The sequence below is a fragment of the Bosea sp. AS-1 genome, assembly GCF_002220095.1.
Lineage (GTDB): Bacteria > Pseudomonadota > Alphaproteobacteria > Rhizobiales > Beijerinckiaceae > Allobosea.
Genome location: NZ_CP022372.1, coordinates 2,816,115 through 2,831,236, shown reverse-complemented (window position 1 = coordinate 2,831,236; position 15,122 = coordinate 2,816,115). Strand labels below are relative to the sequence as shown.

General features: G+C 68.3%; 19 protein-coding genes. 12 read left to right on the top strand and 7 right to left on the bottom strand.

The annotated features are described in order from the left end of the window. Positions 1–3: 3 nt before the first annotated feature. From CE453_RS28945 to CE453_RS15205, 10 genes are all read left to right on the top strand, one after another. Positions 4–159 carry a hypothetical protein gene (locus CE453_RS28945; protein ID WP_089175364.1) on the top strand — a complete coding sequence of 52 codons (156 nt, stop codon included), beginning with the start codon at positions 4–6 and terminating at the stop codon, positions 157–159. A gap of 104 nt (positions 160–263) precedes the next feature. Continuing rightward, positions 264–572, top strand: a complete 309-nt coding sequence (locus CE453_RS15245) for a DUF2249 domain-containing protein (protein WP_089175363.1) — start codon at positions 264–266, stop codon at positions 570–572. A gap of 27 nt (positions 573–599) precedes the next feature. After that, positions 600–1,997, top strand: coding sequence for a hypothetical protein (locus CE453_RS15240; protein ID WP_198302119.1), 1,398 nt, complete (start codon positions 600–602; stop codon positions 1,995–1,997). Then, the gene (locus tag CE453_RS15235) at positions 1,960–2,502 is read left to right on the top strand and encodes a DUF2249 domain-containing protein (RefSeq protein WP_089175362.1); all 543 of its coding nucleotides are present in this window, start codon (positions 1,960–1,962) and stop codon (positions 2,500–2,502) included. The genes CE453_RS15240 and CE453_RS15235 overlap by 38 nt, the downstream gene beginning before the upstream one ends. Further along, the gene (locus CE453_RS15230; RefSeq protein WP_089175361.1) at positions 2,499–2,783 is read left to right on the top strand and encodes a metal-sulfur cluster assembly factor; all 285 of its coding nucleotides are present in this window, start codon (positions 2,499–2,501) and stop codon (positions 2,781–2,783) included. The genes CE453_RS15235 and CE453_RS15230 overlap by 4 nt, the downstream gene beginning before the upstream one ends. A gap of 109 nt (positions 2,784–2,892) precedes the next feature. Next, positions 2,893–4,023, top strand: coding sequence for a copper-containing nitrite reductase (nirK, locus tag CE453_RS15225; protein ID WP_089175360.1), 1,131 nt, complete (start codon positions 2,893–2,895; stop codon positions 4,021–4,023). 63 nt (positions 4,024–4,086) lie between these two features. Beyond that, positions 4,087–4,974 (top strand): SUMF1/EgtB/PvdO family nonheme iron enzyme, encoded by an 888-nt coding sequence (locus tag CE453_RS15220; RefSeq protein WP_089175359.1) that lies wholly within the window; start codon positions 4,087–4,089, stop codon positions 4,972–4,974. Then, complete coding sequence (locus CE453_RS15215) at positions 4,971–5,522, top strand: cytochrome c oxidase subunit 3 family protein (protein ID WP_248307748.1); 552 nt, start codon at positions 4,971–4,973, stop codon at positions 5,520–5,522. Before CE453_RS15220 ends, CE453_RS15215 begins: the two co-directional genes overlap by 4 nt. Position 5,523: 1 nt before the next feature. After that, positions 5,524–5,793 (top strand): cytochrome C oxidase subunit IV family protein, encoded by a 270-nt coding sequence (locus CE453_RS15210; protein ID WP_089175358.1) that lies wholly within the window; start codon positions 5,524–5,526, stop codon positions 5,791–5,793. 102 nt (positions 5,794–5,895) lie between these two features. Beyond that, positions 5,896–6,588 (top strand): Crp/Fnr family transcriptional regulator, encoded by a 693-nt coding sequence (locus tag CE453_RS15205; RefSeq protein ID WP_349236623.1) that lies wholly within the window; start codon positions 5,896–5,898, stop codon positions 6,586–6,588. Between the two features lie 18 nt (positions 6,589–6,606). Here CE453_RS15205 and CE453_RS15200 read toward each other — a convergent pair whose 3' ends face one another. The 6 genes from CE453_RS15200 to ubiT form a co-directional block, all read right to left on the bottom strand. Further along, positions 6,607–7,809: an NnrS family protein gene (locus CE453_RS15200; protein WP_089175357.1), complete on the bottom strand. Its 1,203-nt coding sequence runs from the start codon at positions 7,807–7,809 to the stop codon at positions 6,607–6,609. Positions 7,810–7,881: 72 nt separating this feature from the next. Next, positions 7,882–8,316, bottom strand: a complete 435-nt coding sequence (locus tag CE453_RS15195) for a pseudoazurin (RefSeq protein ID WP_089175356.1) — start codon at positions 8,314–8,316, stop codon at positions 7,882–7,884. A gap of 130 nt (positions 8,317–8,446) precedes the next feature. Beyond that, positions 8,447–8,812: a hypothetical protein gene (locus CE453_RS15190; protein WP_248307747.1), complete on the bottom strand. Its 366-nt coding sequence runs from the start codon at positions 8,810–8,812 to the stop codon at positions 8,447–8,449. A gap of 27 nt (positions 8,813–8,839) precedes the next feature. Further along, complete coding sequence (gene ubiV / locus CE453_RS15185) at positions 8,840–9,757, bottom strand: ubiquinone anaerobic biosynthesis protein UbiV (protein WP_089175355.1); 918 nt, start codon at positions 9,755–9,757, stop codon at positions 8,840–8,842. Between the two features lie 30 nt (positions 9,758–9,787). After that, positions 9,788–10,765, bottom strand: a complete 978-nt coding sequence (gene ubiU / locus CE453_RS15180; RefSeq protein ID WP_089175354.1) for a ubiquinone anaerobic biosynthesis protein UbiU — start codon at positions 10,763–10,765, stop codon at positions 9,788–9,790. After that, positions 10,756–11,307, bottom strand: coding sequence for a ubiquinone anaerobic biosynthesis accessory factor UbiT (gene ubiT / locus CE453_RS15175; protein WP_089175353.1), 552 nt, complete (start codon positions 11,305–11,307; stop codon positions 10,756–10,758). Before ubiT ends, ubiU begins: the two co-directional genes overlap by 10 nt. 110 nt (positions 11,308–11,417) lie before the next feature. Between ubiT and CE453_RS15170 the strand changes: the two genes are divergently transcribed. Both CE453_RS15170 and CE453_RS15165 read left to right on the top strand, forming a co-directional pair. After that, positions 11,418–12,938: a UbiD family decarboxylase gene (locus tag CE453_RS15170; protein WP_089175352.1), complete on the top strand. Its 1,521-nt coding sequence runs from the start codon at positions 11,418–11,420 to the stop codon at positions 12,936–12,938. Beyond that, the gene (locus CE453_RS15165) at positions 12,935–13,528 is read left to right on the top strand and encodes a UbiX family flavin prenyltransferase (protein WP_089175351.1); all 594 of its coding nucleotides are present in this window, start codon (positions 12,935–12,937) and stop codon (positions 13,526–13,528) included. Before CE453_RS15170 ends, CE453_RS15165 begins: the two co-directional genes overlap by 4 nt. On the opposite strand, the gene hemN is transcribed toward CE453_RS15165, so the two are convergent. Further along, entirely contained in the window at positions 13,525–14,868 is a 1,344-nt protein-coding gene (hemN, locus tag CE453_RS15160; RefSeq protein ID WP_089175350.1) for an oxygen-independent coproporphyrinogen III oxidase, read from the bottom strand. The two genes, CE453_RS15165 and hemN, sit on opposite strands and share 4 nt — an antisense overlap. Positions 14,869–15,122 lie beyond the last annotated feature (254 nt).

Sequence of the window (15,122 nt, the reverse complement as noted above, 5' to 3'; positions counted from 1 at the left end):
GTCATGACCGATGCCCAGATGGGTCTCGTCGTCGCCACGCCCGCGATCATCGTCATGGCCCTGCTGCTCTACCGGATGGGCGTGCTGCAGAAGGGCGGCGTCGCCGTCGCGATCACGATGTCGCTCGCCATCGCCGTCCTGCTCTTCCTCGAACAATAAGGCCGGCACAGCCGCGCTGTTTGCGTTTCGGCAAATTGCCGCTGGGGCGCCTTCGCTAGGCTGGCGAGCCGCCCGCATCGGGGCCGCAACCGGAGCCGAACCCCATGACCATTCAACCCCTCGAACCTCTCGACGTGCGCGCGATCCCGCCTGTCGTGCGCCATGCCACGATCTTCGGCATCCTGGAGCGGCTCTCCCCCGGCGATGCCTTCAGCATCGTCAACGACCATGACCCGGCGCCGCTGCGCCGGCAGATCGAGGCACGTTATCCCGGCGCCTATTCCTGGGCCTATATCGTGCAGGGACCGGAAATCTGGCAGGTCGAGATCGGCCGCAACGAAGCCGGCGACGACGGCCATGACGCCGATTGCGGCGGCCATGACGAAGGCCATTCCTGCACCTGCGGCCACTGACGCCGCCGATATCGGGAGACCGCAGCCATGCCGATGGCATCGCTGTCCCGTTGGACGATGAGCTATTTCGCGGCCGCGCTCGCGTTCCTGCTCGCGGCCGAGGCTCTCGCCGTTATCGGCATCGGCTATCCCGCTGCCGGCCTCGCCGAGCCTGCCACGCTCGTCCTCGTCCATCTCGTTGCGATCGGCTGGCTGAGCCTCGCCATGGCTGGCGCGCTGCTGCAATTCGTGCCGGTGCTGGTCTCCCGGCCCCTCGCCTTCTCCCGCCTCGCTCTGCCGGCCCTGTTCGCGCTCATCATGGGCCTCATCCTGCTCTGCACCGGCTTCGTAACGCTCGCCGGCTGGATCGAGACCCCGCTCGACTTGATGCCGCTAGGCGCCGCCTTCCTGCTCGGAGGCTTCTCCCTGCTTAGCCTAATGCTGGTCGCAACATTGCTGAGCGCACGGCCGATCGGTCTGTTCGCCCGCTTCGTCCTCACCGGTCTCGCCTGCCTCGCAGCGACGGCACTGAGCGGCACCGCCTTCACGACACTTCTGTCGGGGCGCGGCGACTGGCTCGGCTCCGTGGCCCTGCTTCCCGATGGCCTGCCCTTCCACGCCTTGCTCGGCCTCGGCGGCTGGCTCGGGCTCATCGCCGTTGGTGTCAGCTACCGGCTCTTCGTCATGTTCATGATGGCGCCGGAGCCGCCCGCGCATCGCGTGCGCCCCGTGCTGCTGTTCGCAAGCCTCGGGCTCGGCCTCGCCTTCGCCGGCCTCGTCGCGCCATTCGCCGGCATCGAACCGGGAGCCATCTGGATCACGTCGGCGCTCGCCGTGCTGATCCTGGCCGGCGTCTTCTACGGCCGCGACATCCTCGCCCTCTATCGCGCCCGCCGGCGCAAGGCGCTGGAGATCAACATGCTTGCCAGTCTCCCGGCTTTCGCCGCGCTTGGCCTCGGGCTCACGCTGCTGCCGGTCGCCATCGTCGCCCGTGCCGGCGATGGCTTGATCGCGGCACTCGTCTTCCTGCTCGCCTTCGGCTGGCTCGGCGGCTTGACCCTCGCGCAGCTCGTGAAGATCGTCTCCTTCGTGACATGGCTCGAAACCTATGCGCCTCGGCTCGGACGCGGCCCGGCGCCGCGCGTAGGCGACCTCGTCGCCATGCCGCGCACCGGCTGGTGGTTCATGCTCTATTACGCCGGGGTCGTTCTGGGAGCTGCCACGCTCGCCATCGAGGCAACGACTGCTTTCCGGTCGGCCATGGCGCTCTGCCTGACTGGAACCGTCGGCCTCATCGCCGAACTCATCCACATTCGCCGCTTGTCGCAGATCAAGGCCGCGGAACGGCCGCCGGCGCATGAACGCCCCAGGCTCCTGGCCGCGCGGGCCGAGGAAAGGAGATCTCCCCATGTCGAAACCAGAACCGTCGCTCATCCGCGAACTTGATGTCCGCCCGATGCTGCGGGCCGGCGAGGAACCGTTCCAGGCGATCATGGACGCCGTCGGCGCGCTGGCACCCGGCGAGTCGCTGCGTCTCATCGCGCCATTCCGGCCGGTGCCGCTGTTCTCGGTGATGGCCAATCGCGGCTTCGCCGCCAGCGACCGGCCGCTCGACGGCGGCGACTGGGAGGTCGTGTTCTCGCCCGTCGCCGGAATCGAGACCGAAGCCGGCCTCGCCACCGGCAGCAGCCCCTCCGCGATGTCCTGGGGCAATCCCATCGAGGAGCTCGACCTCACCGACCTCGAACCGCCCGAGCCGATGGTCCGCATCCTGGAGGCGCTCGAAGACCTGCAGCCCGGCGACGTGCTGTTCGCACTGCTCGCCCGCGAGCCGGTCTTCCTCTTCCCGGAACTGGCCAAGCGCCAGCACGAATGGGCCGGCAATTTCGACGCCTCCGGCACCGCCTATCGCCTGCTGGTGCGCCATGGCGGCGGGAGGGCGCACGGATGAGCGCCAATCTGGAACGCCTCGTCGAGATCGCGCTGCGCGACGTGCTCGACCCCGAGATCGGTCGCAGCGTGGTCGACCTCGGCCTGATCTACGCGATCGCGGCCGCGCCGGATGGCAACGTCGCGATCACCATGACGACAACCACGCGCGGCTGCCCGCTGGCGGGCTTTCTCCGCGAGGCCGTGGCGGCAGCCGCCGGAGCCGTCTCCGGCGTCACCGCCGTCGTTGTGACACTGACCTATGAGCCGGCCTGGGAACCGGCGATGATCGCGGCCGAGTAACCGCGGTTAAGATCGTCAAAAATATTGTGCTGCAACAAAGAGCGATTTTCCCAGTCTCCTAAAGTCTTCACGACCGGTTGATCTCCGGTCGTTGGCAAGGAGACAAGCCATGGGCGAAGAGCTCAAACTGACCCGCCGCAGCATTCTGGCGGGAGCGGCGGCCACCGGGGCATTCGTCCAGGCCGCGACATCTCAGCCGGCTCAGGCACAGGCCGTCATGAGCAAGGCCACGGCCGCCGATGTCGCCAAGCTGCCGCGCATCAGGGCCAAGCTGGTCGATCCCCCCTTCGTGCAGGTGCACGAGCAGATCGCGACCGGCGGCCCGAAGGTCGTCGAATTCGAAATGACGATCCACGAAAAGAAGATCGTCCTCGACGATGCCGGCACCGAAACCTTCGCCTTTACATTCAACGGCACGGTCCCCGGCCCGCTGATGGTGGTTCATGAGGGCGATTACGTCGAACTGACGCTGATCAACGCCGACACCAACGAACTGATGCATAACATCGACTTCCATTCGTCGACGGGCGCGCTCGGCGGCGGAGCGCTGACCGAGATCAACCCCGGCGAGCGGGTCGTGCTGCGCTGGAAGGCCACCCGGCCGGGCGTGTTCGTCTATCACTGCGCCCCTCCCGGCATGGTGCCCTGGCACGTCACCGCCGGCATGAACGGCGCCATCATGGTGCTGCCGCGCGACGGGCTGAAGGATCACCAGGGCAAGCCGCTGAAATACGACAAGGTCTATTATGTCGGCGAACAGGACTTCTATGTCCCGCGCGACGAGAACGGGAACTTCAAGCGTTACGCCAGCCCCGGCGAAGCGCATGAGGACGTGCAGAAGGCGATGCGGACGCTGACCCCGACCCATGTCGTCTTCAACGGCAAGGTCGGCGGGCTGACCGGCAAGAACGCCATGACCGCCAAGGTCGGCGAGACCGTGCTGATCGTCCATTCGCAGGCCAACCGCGACACGCGGCCCCACCTGATCGGCGGCCATGGCGACTATGTCTGGGCAACCGGCAAGTTCCGCAACCCGCCGGAGCGCGACCTGGAGACCTGGTTCATCCCGGGCGGCTGCGCGGGTGCGGCGCTCTACACCTTCCTGCAGCCGGGCATCTATGCCTACGTCAACCACAACCTGATCGAGGCCTTCGAGCTCGGTGCCGCCGGCCACTTCAAGGTCGAGGGCGAGTGGAACGACGACCTGATGAAGCAGATCCTGGCCCCGGCCGGCATCTGATCATCCCTCGCCTCCCCGCCAACCGGCGGGGAGGTCCCCCTTTCCCGACAGGGAGTTCCCATCATGGCCACGACGCTGCGCCTCGCGCTGCCGGGGCTGACGACCTCGCTCGGGCTCCTGTTCATGGCAGGGGCCGCCACCCTTATGCTGGCGGCGCCCCCACGCCGGCCCACGGCGCCGACCTTCCCTCTGCCTCAGACAGCCCTCGTGCCGGCCGCGACGCTATTGCATCGCCTCGACGGCGAATACAGCCGCGCCGGCCGGCCGGTCGATGCGCCCCGCGTCGCGATCAGGCTGCGCGAGCTCGAGATCATGCGCTATCAGGTGACTGCCGCCGACTATGCGCGCTGCGTTGCCGACGGCGCCTGCAAGCGCCTCGACAAGCCGGCACCGCGCGGCGACCTGCCGGTGACCGGCGTCAGCCACAGCGACGCGACCGATTACGCCGCCTGGCTCTCACGCAAGACCGGCGCTGTCTGGCGCCTGCCGAGCGACCGCGAATGGGCGCAGGCCGCCGGCTCGCGCTTCGTCGACGATGCGCGCGGACTCGATCCTGACAGTGCCAATCCGGCCCGGCGCTGGCTCGCCGATTACGACCGCGAGACCAATCGCAAGGCGGCGAGCGACCCCGTGCCGCGGCCTGTCGGCAGCTTTGGCGCCAACGAGCACGGCATCAGCGACATCGCCGGCAATGTCTGGGAATGGACACAGAGCTGCCTGCGCCGCGTCTCGCTCGATGCCGGCGGCCGCACTGTCGGGGAAACGACCAATTGTGGCATCTATGTCGTCGAGGGCCAGCATCGCGCGATGATGACCTTCTTCATCCGAAACCCGAAGAGCGGCGGCTGTTCGGTCGGCACGCCGCCCGACAATCTCGGCTTCCGCCTGGTGCGTGAGCGGAGTTGGCGCGACCGGTTGCCCGCGAGCCTCGGCCGGCTGCTGCCGGCATGAATGCCAGCGTTGATCGCCGCAGCCTCGGCGGCGCCCAGCCAGCGTCCGAAGACGGCATGGAGCTTCTGCTCTGGATCCTCGTCTGGAGCGAACTCGTCGTCTTCGGAGCGCTGCTCGGTGCCTTCCTGCTCTTCAGCGCGCTCGATCCGTCGTCCCTGGTGACACTGCGCCGAGCCCTGGACCCGAACCTCGCCGGTATCGCGACGGCCGTGCTGCTGACCAGCGGCTTCTTCGCGGCCTGCGCCGCCTTGGGCCGTCATCCGCGTCACAACCTCGTTGCAGCCGCGCTCGGTGGCTTTGTCTTCTGCGGGCTGAAGATCGCAGCCTTCGTCCACGAACTGCCGACGCTCGCGGCGACGGAGGGGCGGCTCGTCGAGCTCTACCCGCTCATCGTCGGCTTCCATTTCGCGCATGTGCTGTTCGTCGCCGGCCTGCTGCTGCTCGTCGCCTGGCGGCCAGTGCCGCGCCATGTCGCCACCGTCGCGACCGTCTGGCACCTGATTGACCTGGTCTGGCTGCTGATCCTCCCCGTCATCTATTTGGGTTGAGATGCTGTCTTCCCGCGGACTGACGCTTCCTGCCGTCCTTATCGCCCTGCTCGTCGCGACGGGCCTGAGCCTGTTTGCGGCCTCCCATCTTCCGGCCGGACTGCGCGGATCTGCTATCGCCATGCTCAGCCTGGCAAAGGTTGTCCTCGTGGTGCTGGGCTTCATGGGGCTGCAGCGGGAAAGCCGCGCGCTGGCGGGAGCTCTTATCGGTTATGCCGCGCTCATCTGCCTCTTGGCCGGCGCCAGAATCGCCCTCGCTGGGGTATCGTGACGCACTTGAATGGCCGGAGCGATTGCAGTCTTATTTCGCATCCCGCAGGACCGGCTGATCGCGGGTTTTTCTCGAGCCCGCCGTAGGGAAGGCAGCAGCATCGTGGCCATGGATCGCAGCGTGCTGCGCAGCATTCCGCTCTTCGCGGCGATGAACGATGCCCAGCTCGACCGCATGACGGCACAGGCGAGCACGCGCCGGATTCCCCAGGGCGAGGCGGTCTTCGAACAGGGTGATCAGGCGCAGGCCTTCTACCTGCTTCTGCACGGCCGGCTGAAGGTGACGCAGGTCACGCGCGACGGCCAGCAGATCATCGTGCGCGTCGTCCATCCCGGCGACCTTTTCGGCTTCACGCGCGCGCTCGGCCGCAGCGACTATCCGGGCACGGCGACGGCGGCGGTCGACAGTCTCGTCGCCGCCTGGCCGACCACGTCCTGGGACGGCTTCGTCGAGGACAATCCGCATCTGGCGATGAATGCGATCCGCACGATCGGCCAGCGCCTCGACGAGGCTCACACGCGCATCCGCGAGATGTCGACCGAGGAGGTCGAGCGCCGTGTCGCCCATGCCGTGCTGCGGCTGGTGGAGCAGGCCGGCAAGCGCGACGAAGCGGGGCTGCGCGTCGACTTCCCGATCTCGCGGCGCGACATCGCCGAAATGACGGGCACCACCTTGCACACGGTCTCCCGCATCCTCAGTGCTTGGGAGACGCAGGGGCTGGTCGAAGGTGGGCGCCAGAAGCTCGTGGTGCGCGACAGGGCCGGGCTGTCACGCCTGGCCGAGAATGCCGAATAACTCCGATATGTGTGCGGCTCAGGCGGCGCCGGGGGTGGGAGCGGCCTTGCCGCCCAGGCGCGCGCCGGTCAGCGCCGGCCAATAGGCCAGCGCAAAGACGATGAAGGCCAGTGACCAGCTCAAGCCCGCGACGTGCAACAGCCCGGCCGGACCATGCCCGAGCGCCGAGCAGATCCGCGCGACGCTGCCGACCACGACAAGAACGTAGCACGCCTGCGTCGCGGCGGTCGCCATCAGCGGGCGGCCGGTATGCCCGAGGCTGGCGCGCGACATCACCGCCAGCGTCATGGTCCCGAAGGCTCCGGCCGTCCAGGCGTGGATGCCGGCGCCCGGCGCGATCAGGCCGAAGCTCGCCAGCGCCGTCAGGCCGAAGCCGAGCGGCACGAACAGATAGGCGACATGGAGGATGATCAGCAGCGGATTGCGCCAGCAGCGCTCGCCCGCCCAGCGGGCCAGCCTGATGAGATGGAGCACAGCCAGGACAGCCAGAGCGATAGCGGTCGCGAACATCTCCGGCATCGCGACCCAGAGGCCCAGCGCGACCACGCTGCCGGCCAGCACGATCTTGTCGTAACCGCCGAACGGCACCGGCAGCCGGCCCTTGCGCGGCGCCAGCCAGTTGCGCGTGAAGCTGGGCACGATGCGCCCCGCGATCAGCATGACCAGCATCAGCACCACGGCAATGGCGAAACGGCGGGAGAACTCGGCGCTTCCCGTCAGGCCTGCTTCGAGATGGAAGGCCAGGTTGGCCGCGAGCAGCAGGGCGACGAGGACGACGACCTTGAGATTGCGCCAGTTGCGCCCGGCGACGATCTCGCGCGCAGCAGCCGCGGCGAGCAGCAGGAGGAACAGGGCATCGATCGCCATGGCGAGGCGCCAACCGATCAGCGCCGAGACCGTGACCGCAACCCGCCCGGCGAGCCAGGAGAGGACGAGCGCCAGGAGCGGCATGCCCTGAACCGGCAGCCGACCGGTCCAGTTGGGGATCGCGGTCAGCAGAAAGCCGCCGATGGCGGCGACCTGATAACCGAACAGCATTTCATGAATGTGCCAGTCGATCGGCGCGAAGGCGGTCGGCACGGTGAGATGGCCGGTGACGAAAGGCAGCCAGACCAGGATCGTCAACCCGGCCTGCAGCGCCGCCAGCAGGAACAGCGGCCTGAATCCATAGGACAGCACGGCAGGGCCGTCATAGGCTCGCAGCCTCGGAATGGGCGCCATGGTCGACCTCCTGACGCAAGCGGGCGCGGCTGGCTGCCGCGCCCATGATTTTCGGGGATGATCGCAACCGGCTCACTTCGCCTTGGCGAGGAGATCGGCGAGGACCTGCTTGGCCTTGCCCGGCGTCTTGGCCGCCGCCGCCGTGGCAGCGTCGACATTGCCCGGTTCGCCGACCACGACCAGCGCCACCATGCCCATGCCGTAATGCGGCTTGCAGTGAACGCCGTAGACGCCGTTTTCCTTGAAGGTGACGTCGATCTGCTCGTTCATCTTGCCAGCGAAGGGCGCCGCGCCTTCCGGCAGCATTCCGGGAATGCTCTCGGCATTGTGGCTCTTGTCGGTGGGAACGAACTTCACGGTATCCCCCGGCGCGATCTTCACCAGCGCCGGCTCGAACACCATGACCCCTGCCGCGCCCTTGTTGAGCATCTTGACCTCGACCTCCGCGGCATTCGCGCCGGCGGCGGCCAAGGTCATGAGCGCGCCGACCAGAATCGTCCTGAACATCTGTCTTCTCCATCGTGGCAGCGGGCTCATCAGCCCCTCGCTGCACCGCAACATTAGCGAGCGCGGGCTGGCGCCAAGTTGCGAAAACGCAAAGACGCGACGCATTGCGGCGGAGGCCGTAGATCTGACGTCACAGTTCGCGCAGCGATGCGGCGCCGGCCTCGGCGCTGCGGGCGATCTCGACGAAGAGCAGCGCCATCTCCTCGAAGACACTGCGGTCGCTCTCCGCCTCGGTGAGCGAATCCAGTTCGGACAGGAAGGAGAGCAGCGCGGCGATCCGCTCCTTGTGATCGCGCGCGGAAGAGAGCCGGCGGCGTGCTTCGCGCCGGCGCTCGAGATGGTCGAACCGGTCGAGCGCACCGTCGAGCGTCTCGCGGCAGGCGCAGTCCAGCTCCTCCGGTCGCAGCACCCGGCGCAGCCTGCCGATCAGCTCGCTCGCCGGCGTGGCCGGAACACTTTTCTCAGAGGGGCTTCGCTTGCCCTGGCCGCCAGTCATGCCCCGCTCCCTTTCCTTCGGATCGGTTCAATGCAGTTCACCGCGTCCGCCGGCGCCTGCTCCCATGCGGAGATGGCCGGGCGCGCCATGCAGGAAGCCGTTGGCGAGCGGCACGCCGGGATAGGCCGCTCCAAGATGGCTCTCGGCCTCTTCCGGATCGAGCCGCTCATCGGCGACGTCGCGGAACAGCCGTGCGACCGCGACCATGTCGCAGTCCTGCGGCGAGAGCCTGAGCGAGGCGACCCCGGCCGTGCGCAGCGCCGGAATGTCCCGCAATAGGCTGGCCGAACCATGCGACAGGGTCTGCACCCCGTTCACCGAGAGGAAGCCGGCACCGTCGAGCGTCTCGACCGGCATGCCGTCGGGATCCTGTTCGCAGACGAAGCGGCAATTGTCCTTGGTCAGCTTGTGGGCGCGGGCGTGGTAGCAGCGCGCCGAGATCGCCAGCGGCACCTTGCCGAAGGCGAAGACCTCGACGGCAAGCTGGGGCAGCGCGGTAGCGATGGCCGTGACGGCAGGTAGAGGCAGCTCCGGCGGCAGGCAGATGCGCGTCGCGCCTCGCCGCGCCAGAAAGGCCGCCGTGCCTTCATTGTAGACGTTGACGAAGGGCCCGACGGCAAAGGCGCGCGCGCCAAGCGAGGCGAGGCAGCTCAGATCGTTGATCTCGACCTCGGCCTCCTCGGCTTGCATCAGTTCGCGCGTCTGGCGGCGCTCGCGCGGCAGGGAGACCAGGATCAGCGAGGCATGCAGCACCCGCTTGCCGGCCGCCTCCAGCCGTTCGACCACGGCAGGGATGTAGTCCTGCTTGAAGGGGGTGCGCTTCGAACAGACGGCCTCGCCGACCACCACCGTGTCGACCGGCGCCTCATCCGCGATCCGGTAATGGAAATCGCGCCAGCGTTCCGGCGCCCAATGATAGAGGACCGGGCCGAGGGTGAGCTGCATCGCCGCTATTCCTTCCTTGGATCCCGGCCGCTAGCGCCAGGTCTTGCGATAGGCGCCGACTGTACTCGCCTGCCCCTCCGCCATGGCGGCAAGTCCGGCCCCGGCGGCGTTGCGGCCCTCGTCGAGCGCGGACAGAATGGCTCGGAAGGAGCGCACGACGCCGGCGATATAGGCGCGGCCGCGCTGGCGCCCCTCGATCTTCAGTGCGGTCACGCCGGCGTCGCGCAGGGCTGGCAGCAGCGTTGCGGCATCGAGGCTCACCGGCTCCTCGAAGATGTAGCCGGAGCCTTTGGGCGTGGCGAAGCGGCCCTTGCAAAGGGTCGGATAGCCGGCCGGCTCGTCCCTGCCGAAGCTGTTGATGGTGAAGCCGCCCAGCGTCGAGACGATGCGCCCGTCGCGCTCGGCGTAGGCGACATGACTTGCCGGGGAGCAGACGCCGTTCATGTTCGGCGACTGACCGGTGGCGTAGGAGGAGAGCGAACAGCGTCCCTCCTCCATCACGCACAAACCGCCAAAGACGAAAACCTCCGTCTCGCAGCCGCTCTCGCGCACGATCGCCGCGATCTCCGGCACGCTGAGCACGCGTGGCAGGACGACGCGGCGTGCGCCGAAGCTTTCGGCATAGAAGCGGATCGCGTCAGGATTGGCCGCCCCCGCCTGCACCGAGACATGCAGTCGCTGTTCGGGGTGACGGCGCGCGGCATAGTCGAGCGTCGCGAGGTCAGCCAGGATAAGGGCATCGGCCCCGGCCGCGACGGCGTCATCGATCGCTGCCTGCCAGAGTCCGAACGAGCCGGCCCGCGCGAAGGTGTTGATCGCGACCAGCACCTTGACGCCCTGGCGGTGCGCGAAGGCGATACCCTTGCGCAATTCCTCGCGCGAGAAATTGAGGCCGGGGAAATTGCGGGCATTGGTCTCGTCGCGGAAGCCGCAATAGACGGCATCGGCCCCCGCCGCGACCGCAGCTTCGAGGCTAGCCGGTGTCCCGGCCGGGCAGATCAGCTCCACGCCGGATCCTCCGATGCACTGGGTCGCGCACGCATCCGCTCGCGCAGGACGTCCGCCAGACGCGCGCCCACAGGCCCGAGACCACCGAACAGGAGCGCACCGAAATCGATGCGGGCATCGTCGATGGCGTTGCGCAGCGCGAGCGCGGCAGAGACGTCGCCCTCCACCCAGAGCACCCGCGAGAAGAACAGGGCGTCACCGTCGAGCGTCCCTTCCGCCATGCCGATCAGCCCTGCCAGCGGGCCGCGGATGCTGGCGTCGAGCCCGGCCGGCAATTCGCGAACGGCACGCGCCAGCGGCCGGCGCGGCTTCGGCTCCAGCACGAAGGCGAACGGCAGATCGATCGGATCGATGCCGAACCGCTTCTGCGCATGCTCGCCAAGACGATCGTAAAGATCAGGATGGGCACGGCCGATACGGGCGAGCAGCAAGGCCAGAGCCGGCTGCAACGGCGCAAGCGGCAAGGGCGCAACCGCCTGCGCCAGCCATGGCGGCAACCTTGGCGTCACCGCGTGCAATCCTGTCGTCTCCGGTTCCGGCATCGCTGACCTCCGACGCAGGAGACTAGGGCGGGAGCCGGCGTGCTCGTTGCTCCGGCGCAAAGACGACCGCGAATGAAGCGGGCGATGGTCCGGCAACCGGAGCCCCTGCCTTGCCGATCCGCGACCTGCCTCGCTTCCGCGACCTCAGCGCCTTCCTCGCCCATCTCGATGCCGCCGGGCAGCTCCGGCGGATCGCCGAACCCGTCGGCGTGGTGCACGAGATCACCGAGATCCACCGCCGCGTCATCGCGGACGGCGGACCCGCGCTGCTATTCGAACGCCCCGTCCAGCCGGATGGAACCGTCTCCCGCATTCCGCTGCTCGCCAATCTCTTCGGCACGGTGGAGCGCGTCGCCTGGGGACTGGGGGTCGAGGAGCGGAACCTCCCCGCGCTCGGTCGGATGCTCGCCGCGTTGCGCGAACCCAGGCCGCCGCGCGGGCTGGCCGAAGCCTGGCAGGCGCTGCCGCTGGCGCGTGCGGCCCTGTCGATGCGCCCACGCAGCTGCAAGCGCGCGCCGGTGCAGGAGCTGGTGTTCCAGGGCGAGGCGATCGATCTGGCGGCGTTGCCGGCCCAGCTCTGCTGGCCGGGCGAGCCGGCGCCACTGATCACCTGGCCACTGGTGCTGACGGTGCCGCCCGAGCCTTCGTCGCAGGACAAAAGCAACCTCGGCGTCTATCGCATGCAGGTGCTCGGACGCGACCGCGCCATCCTGCGCTGGCTCGCCCATCGCGGCGGCGCACGCCACCATGCGCAATGGCGCCGGCTCGGGCGCGACATGCCGGTTGCCGTCGTGATCGGCGCCGACCCGGCCACGATCCTCTCGGCTGTGCTGCCGCTGCCGGAAACAATGCCGGAGCTGCACTTCTCCGGCCTGCTGCGCGGCGAGCGGCCGGCGCTCGTCCCCTGCGTCAGCATTCCGCTGTCAGTGCCGGCAGAGGCCGAGATCGTCATCGAAGGCCTCGTCTCGCCGGATGAGACGGCGCCGGAAGGTCCCTATGGCGACCACACCGGCTATTACAATTCCGTCGAGCCCTTCCCGGTGATGCGGGTCACGGCCGTGACGATGCGGCGGGCGCCGCTCTATCTCTCGACCTTCACCGGCCGGGCACCGGACGAACCCTCGCGCATCGGCGAGGCGCTCAACACCCTGTTCCTGCCCCTCCTGCAACAGCAATTTCCCGAAGTGATCGATGTCTGGCTGCCGCCGGAGGCCTGCTCCTACCGGATCGCCGTCGTCGCCATCGCCAAGCGCTATCCCGGGCAGGCACGCCGCCTCATGCTCGGCCTGTGGTCGCTGCTGCCGCAATTCAGCTACACCAAGCTCGTGATCGTGGTGGATGCCGACATCGACCCGCGCGACTGGGCGCAGGTGATGTGGGCGGTCTCGACCCGCGCCGACGCGAGCCGCGACCTCGTTACCCTCACCGATACGCCGATCGACTATCTCGACTTCGCCTCGCCGAAGCCGGGGCTGGGCGGCAAGCTCGGCATCGACGCCACCAACAAGCTCGCTCCGGAAACCGAACGCGAATGGGGCCGGCCGATGGCCATGGACCCGCGGACCATCGCCCGCATCGACGAGCTCTGGCCGGCGCTCGGGCTGGTGCCGGCATCGGGAGCCGTGTCATGAACCGGCCGGTGCGCGTCATCGTCGGCATCAGCGGCGCCTCGGGTGCGGCGATCGGGCTCAGGGTGCTGGAACGGCTCTCGGAGGTCCGCCAGATCGAGACGCATCTCGTCATCTCCGCGGCGGCGGAACGAACGCTCGCAGCGGAGATCGGCCCGGACGCGCCGGCGCGCGCCCGGGCGCTGGCCTCCCATTGCCACGATCACCGCGACATCGGCGCCAGCATCGCCAGCGGCTCCTTCCGCACCGCCGGCATGATCGTCGCGCCGTGCTCGATGCGCAGCCTCAGCGCCGTGGCCTACGGCCAGCTCGGGGATCTGCTGGCGCGCGCGGCCGACGTTCAGCTCAAGGAGCGGCGGCGGCTCGTGCTGCTGGTCAGGGAGAGCCCGCTGCATCTCGGCCATCTGCGCGCCATGGCCCAGGTCACGGAATATGGCGCGATCGTCGCGCCCCCCGTACCGGCCTTCTACCTGAAGCCGCGCGACGTGGCGGCGATCGTCGACCAGATCGCGCTGCGCGCCATCGGCCTGCTCGATCTCGACCTCTGCCTCGATGCACCGGCGCCGGCCGAATGGCAGGGCCGCGACAGCTAGACGGCACGGCTGTAGCGGCGCGGCGACTGGTCGATATGGGCGTCGAAAACCGAGGCGACCTTGCGCACGAAAAGCCTCGCATCCTCCGGCAGGAGCACGCGGCTACCGTCGAAGTCGATCATGCCGTCGCGCGCCAGTTCACCAAGAGCGGACAACGCCGGTGCCAGGACCTGCGGGTCGACCGGGTGCCGGGCACAGACGGCATCGATATCGACCGTGAGATCGCACATCACCCGCTCGATCAGCTCGGCCCGGAGGCGGTCCTCGGCACTCAGGCGGTAGCCGCGGGCAGCCGGCAGCGCATTGTCGGCGATGCGCTCGGCGTAGCGGCCGATCACCACCTCGTTCTGGACATAGCCTTGCGGCAGCTTGCCGATCGCCGAGGCGCCGAAGCCGATCAGGGCCTCGCAGGGATCGGTGGTGTAGCCCTGGAAATTGCGATGGAGCCTGCCCTGCGACAGCGCGCGCGCCATCGGATCTTCCGGCAAGGCGAAATGATCGAGCCCGATGCGGACATAGCCCGCCGCGACAAGGCTTTGCGCCATCGCCTCCGCCTGCTCGTGACGTTCGTCCCCATTCGGCAGGTCGGCGGTGGCGATGCGGCGCTGATGCTTCTTGAATTCGGGCACATGAGCATAGCCGAAGATGGAGAAGCGGTCGGGTCGCATCGCCAGGCATTGCTCGACCGTGTCGAGACAGGATTGCACTGTCTGCTTCGGCAGTCCGTAGATCAGGTCGAAGCTGACGGCGCCGATTCCGGCAGCTCGCAGGCCGCTGACCACGGCGGCAGTCTGCTCGACGCTCTGGATGCGGTTGATCGCCTTCTGCACCTCGGGATCGAAGCTCTGCACGCCGAGGCTGGCGCGGTTCACACCGGCTGCCGCCAGCGCCGCGATCATCGCCGGCTCGAGCCGGCGCGGATCGATCTCGACCGCGATCTCGGCTTCGGGGTGGACGGCGAAGCGCTGGCGCAGCAACGCGACCAGGGCCACGAAAGCCGCTGGCTCCAGAATCGTCGGTGTGCCGCCGCCGAAATGGATGTGCCGTACATCGAGCGGCGCGGAGAGCTGCTCGGCGACCAGCGCGATCTCGCCGCGCAGCGCCGCGAGATAGTCGACGATCGGTCCATTGCGCAGCGCGACCGTGGTGTGGCAGCCGCAATACCAGCACATCGACCGGCAAAACGGCACATGCAGATAGAGCGACGTCGCCGTCCCCGCCACGAGCGTCTTCAGCCAGCCGGCGTAGTCCTGCGCATCGACGGCCGGGCCGAAATGCGGAGCCGTGGGATAGCTGGTGTAGCGGGGAAGGCGTTCGTCTCGATAGGACGCAGCAGCCATGATGCGGCTCCCATTGGCCGTTCTGGGGAGCCTGTTGCATAGGGAACCTGGCCGCGCCGGTCTTTGATCAGAGGCAAATACCCTCTTGAATCGGATCGGTCTGGCGAAGCACGCTCAGTGGAAACGCGATCCATCGGGCTTCGCCCTCGACGACGATCGAACTCCCAGCTAGCAGACCTCCCGTTCTGCAACGAAAAAGGCGCTGCAGAGCAGCGCCTTGAACGTCCGGCTTTCCAGATCTGCCGAAGGCCGTT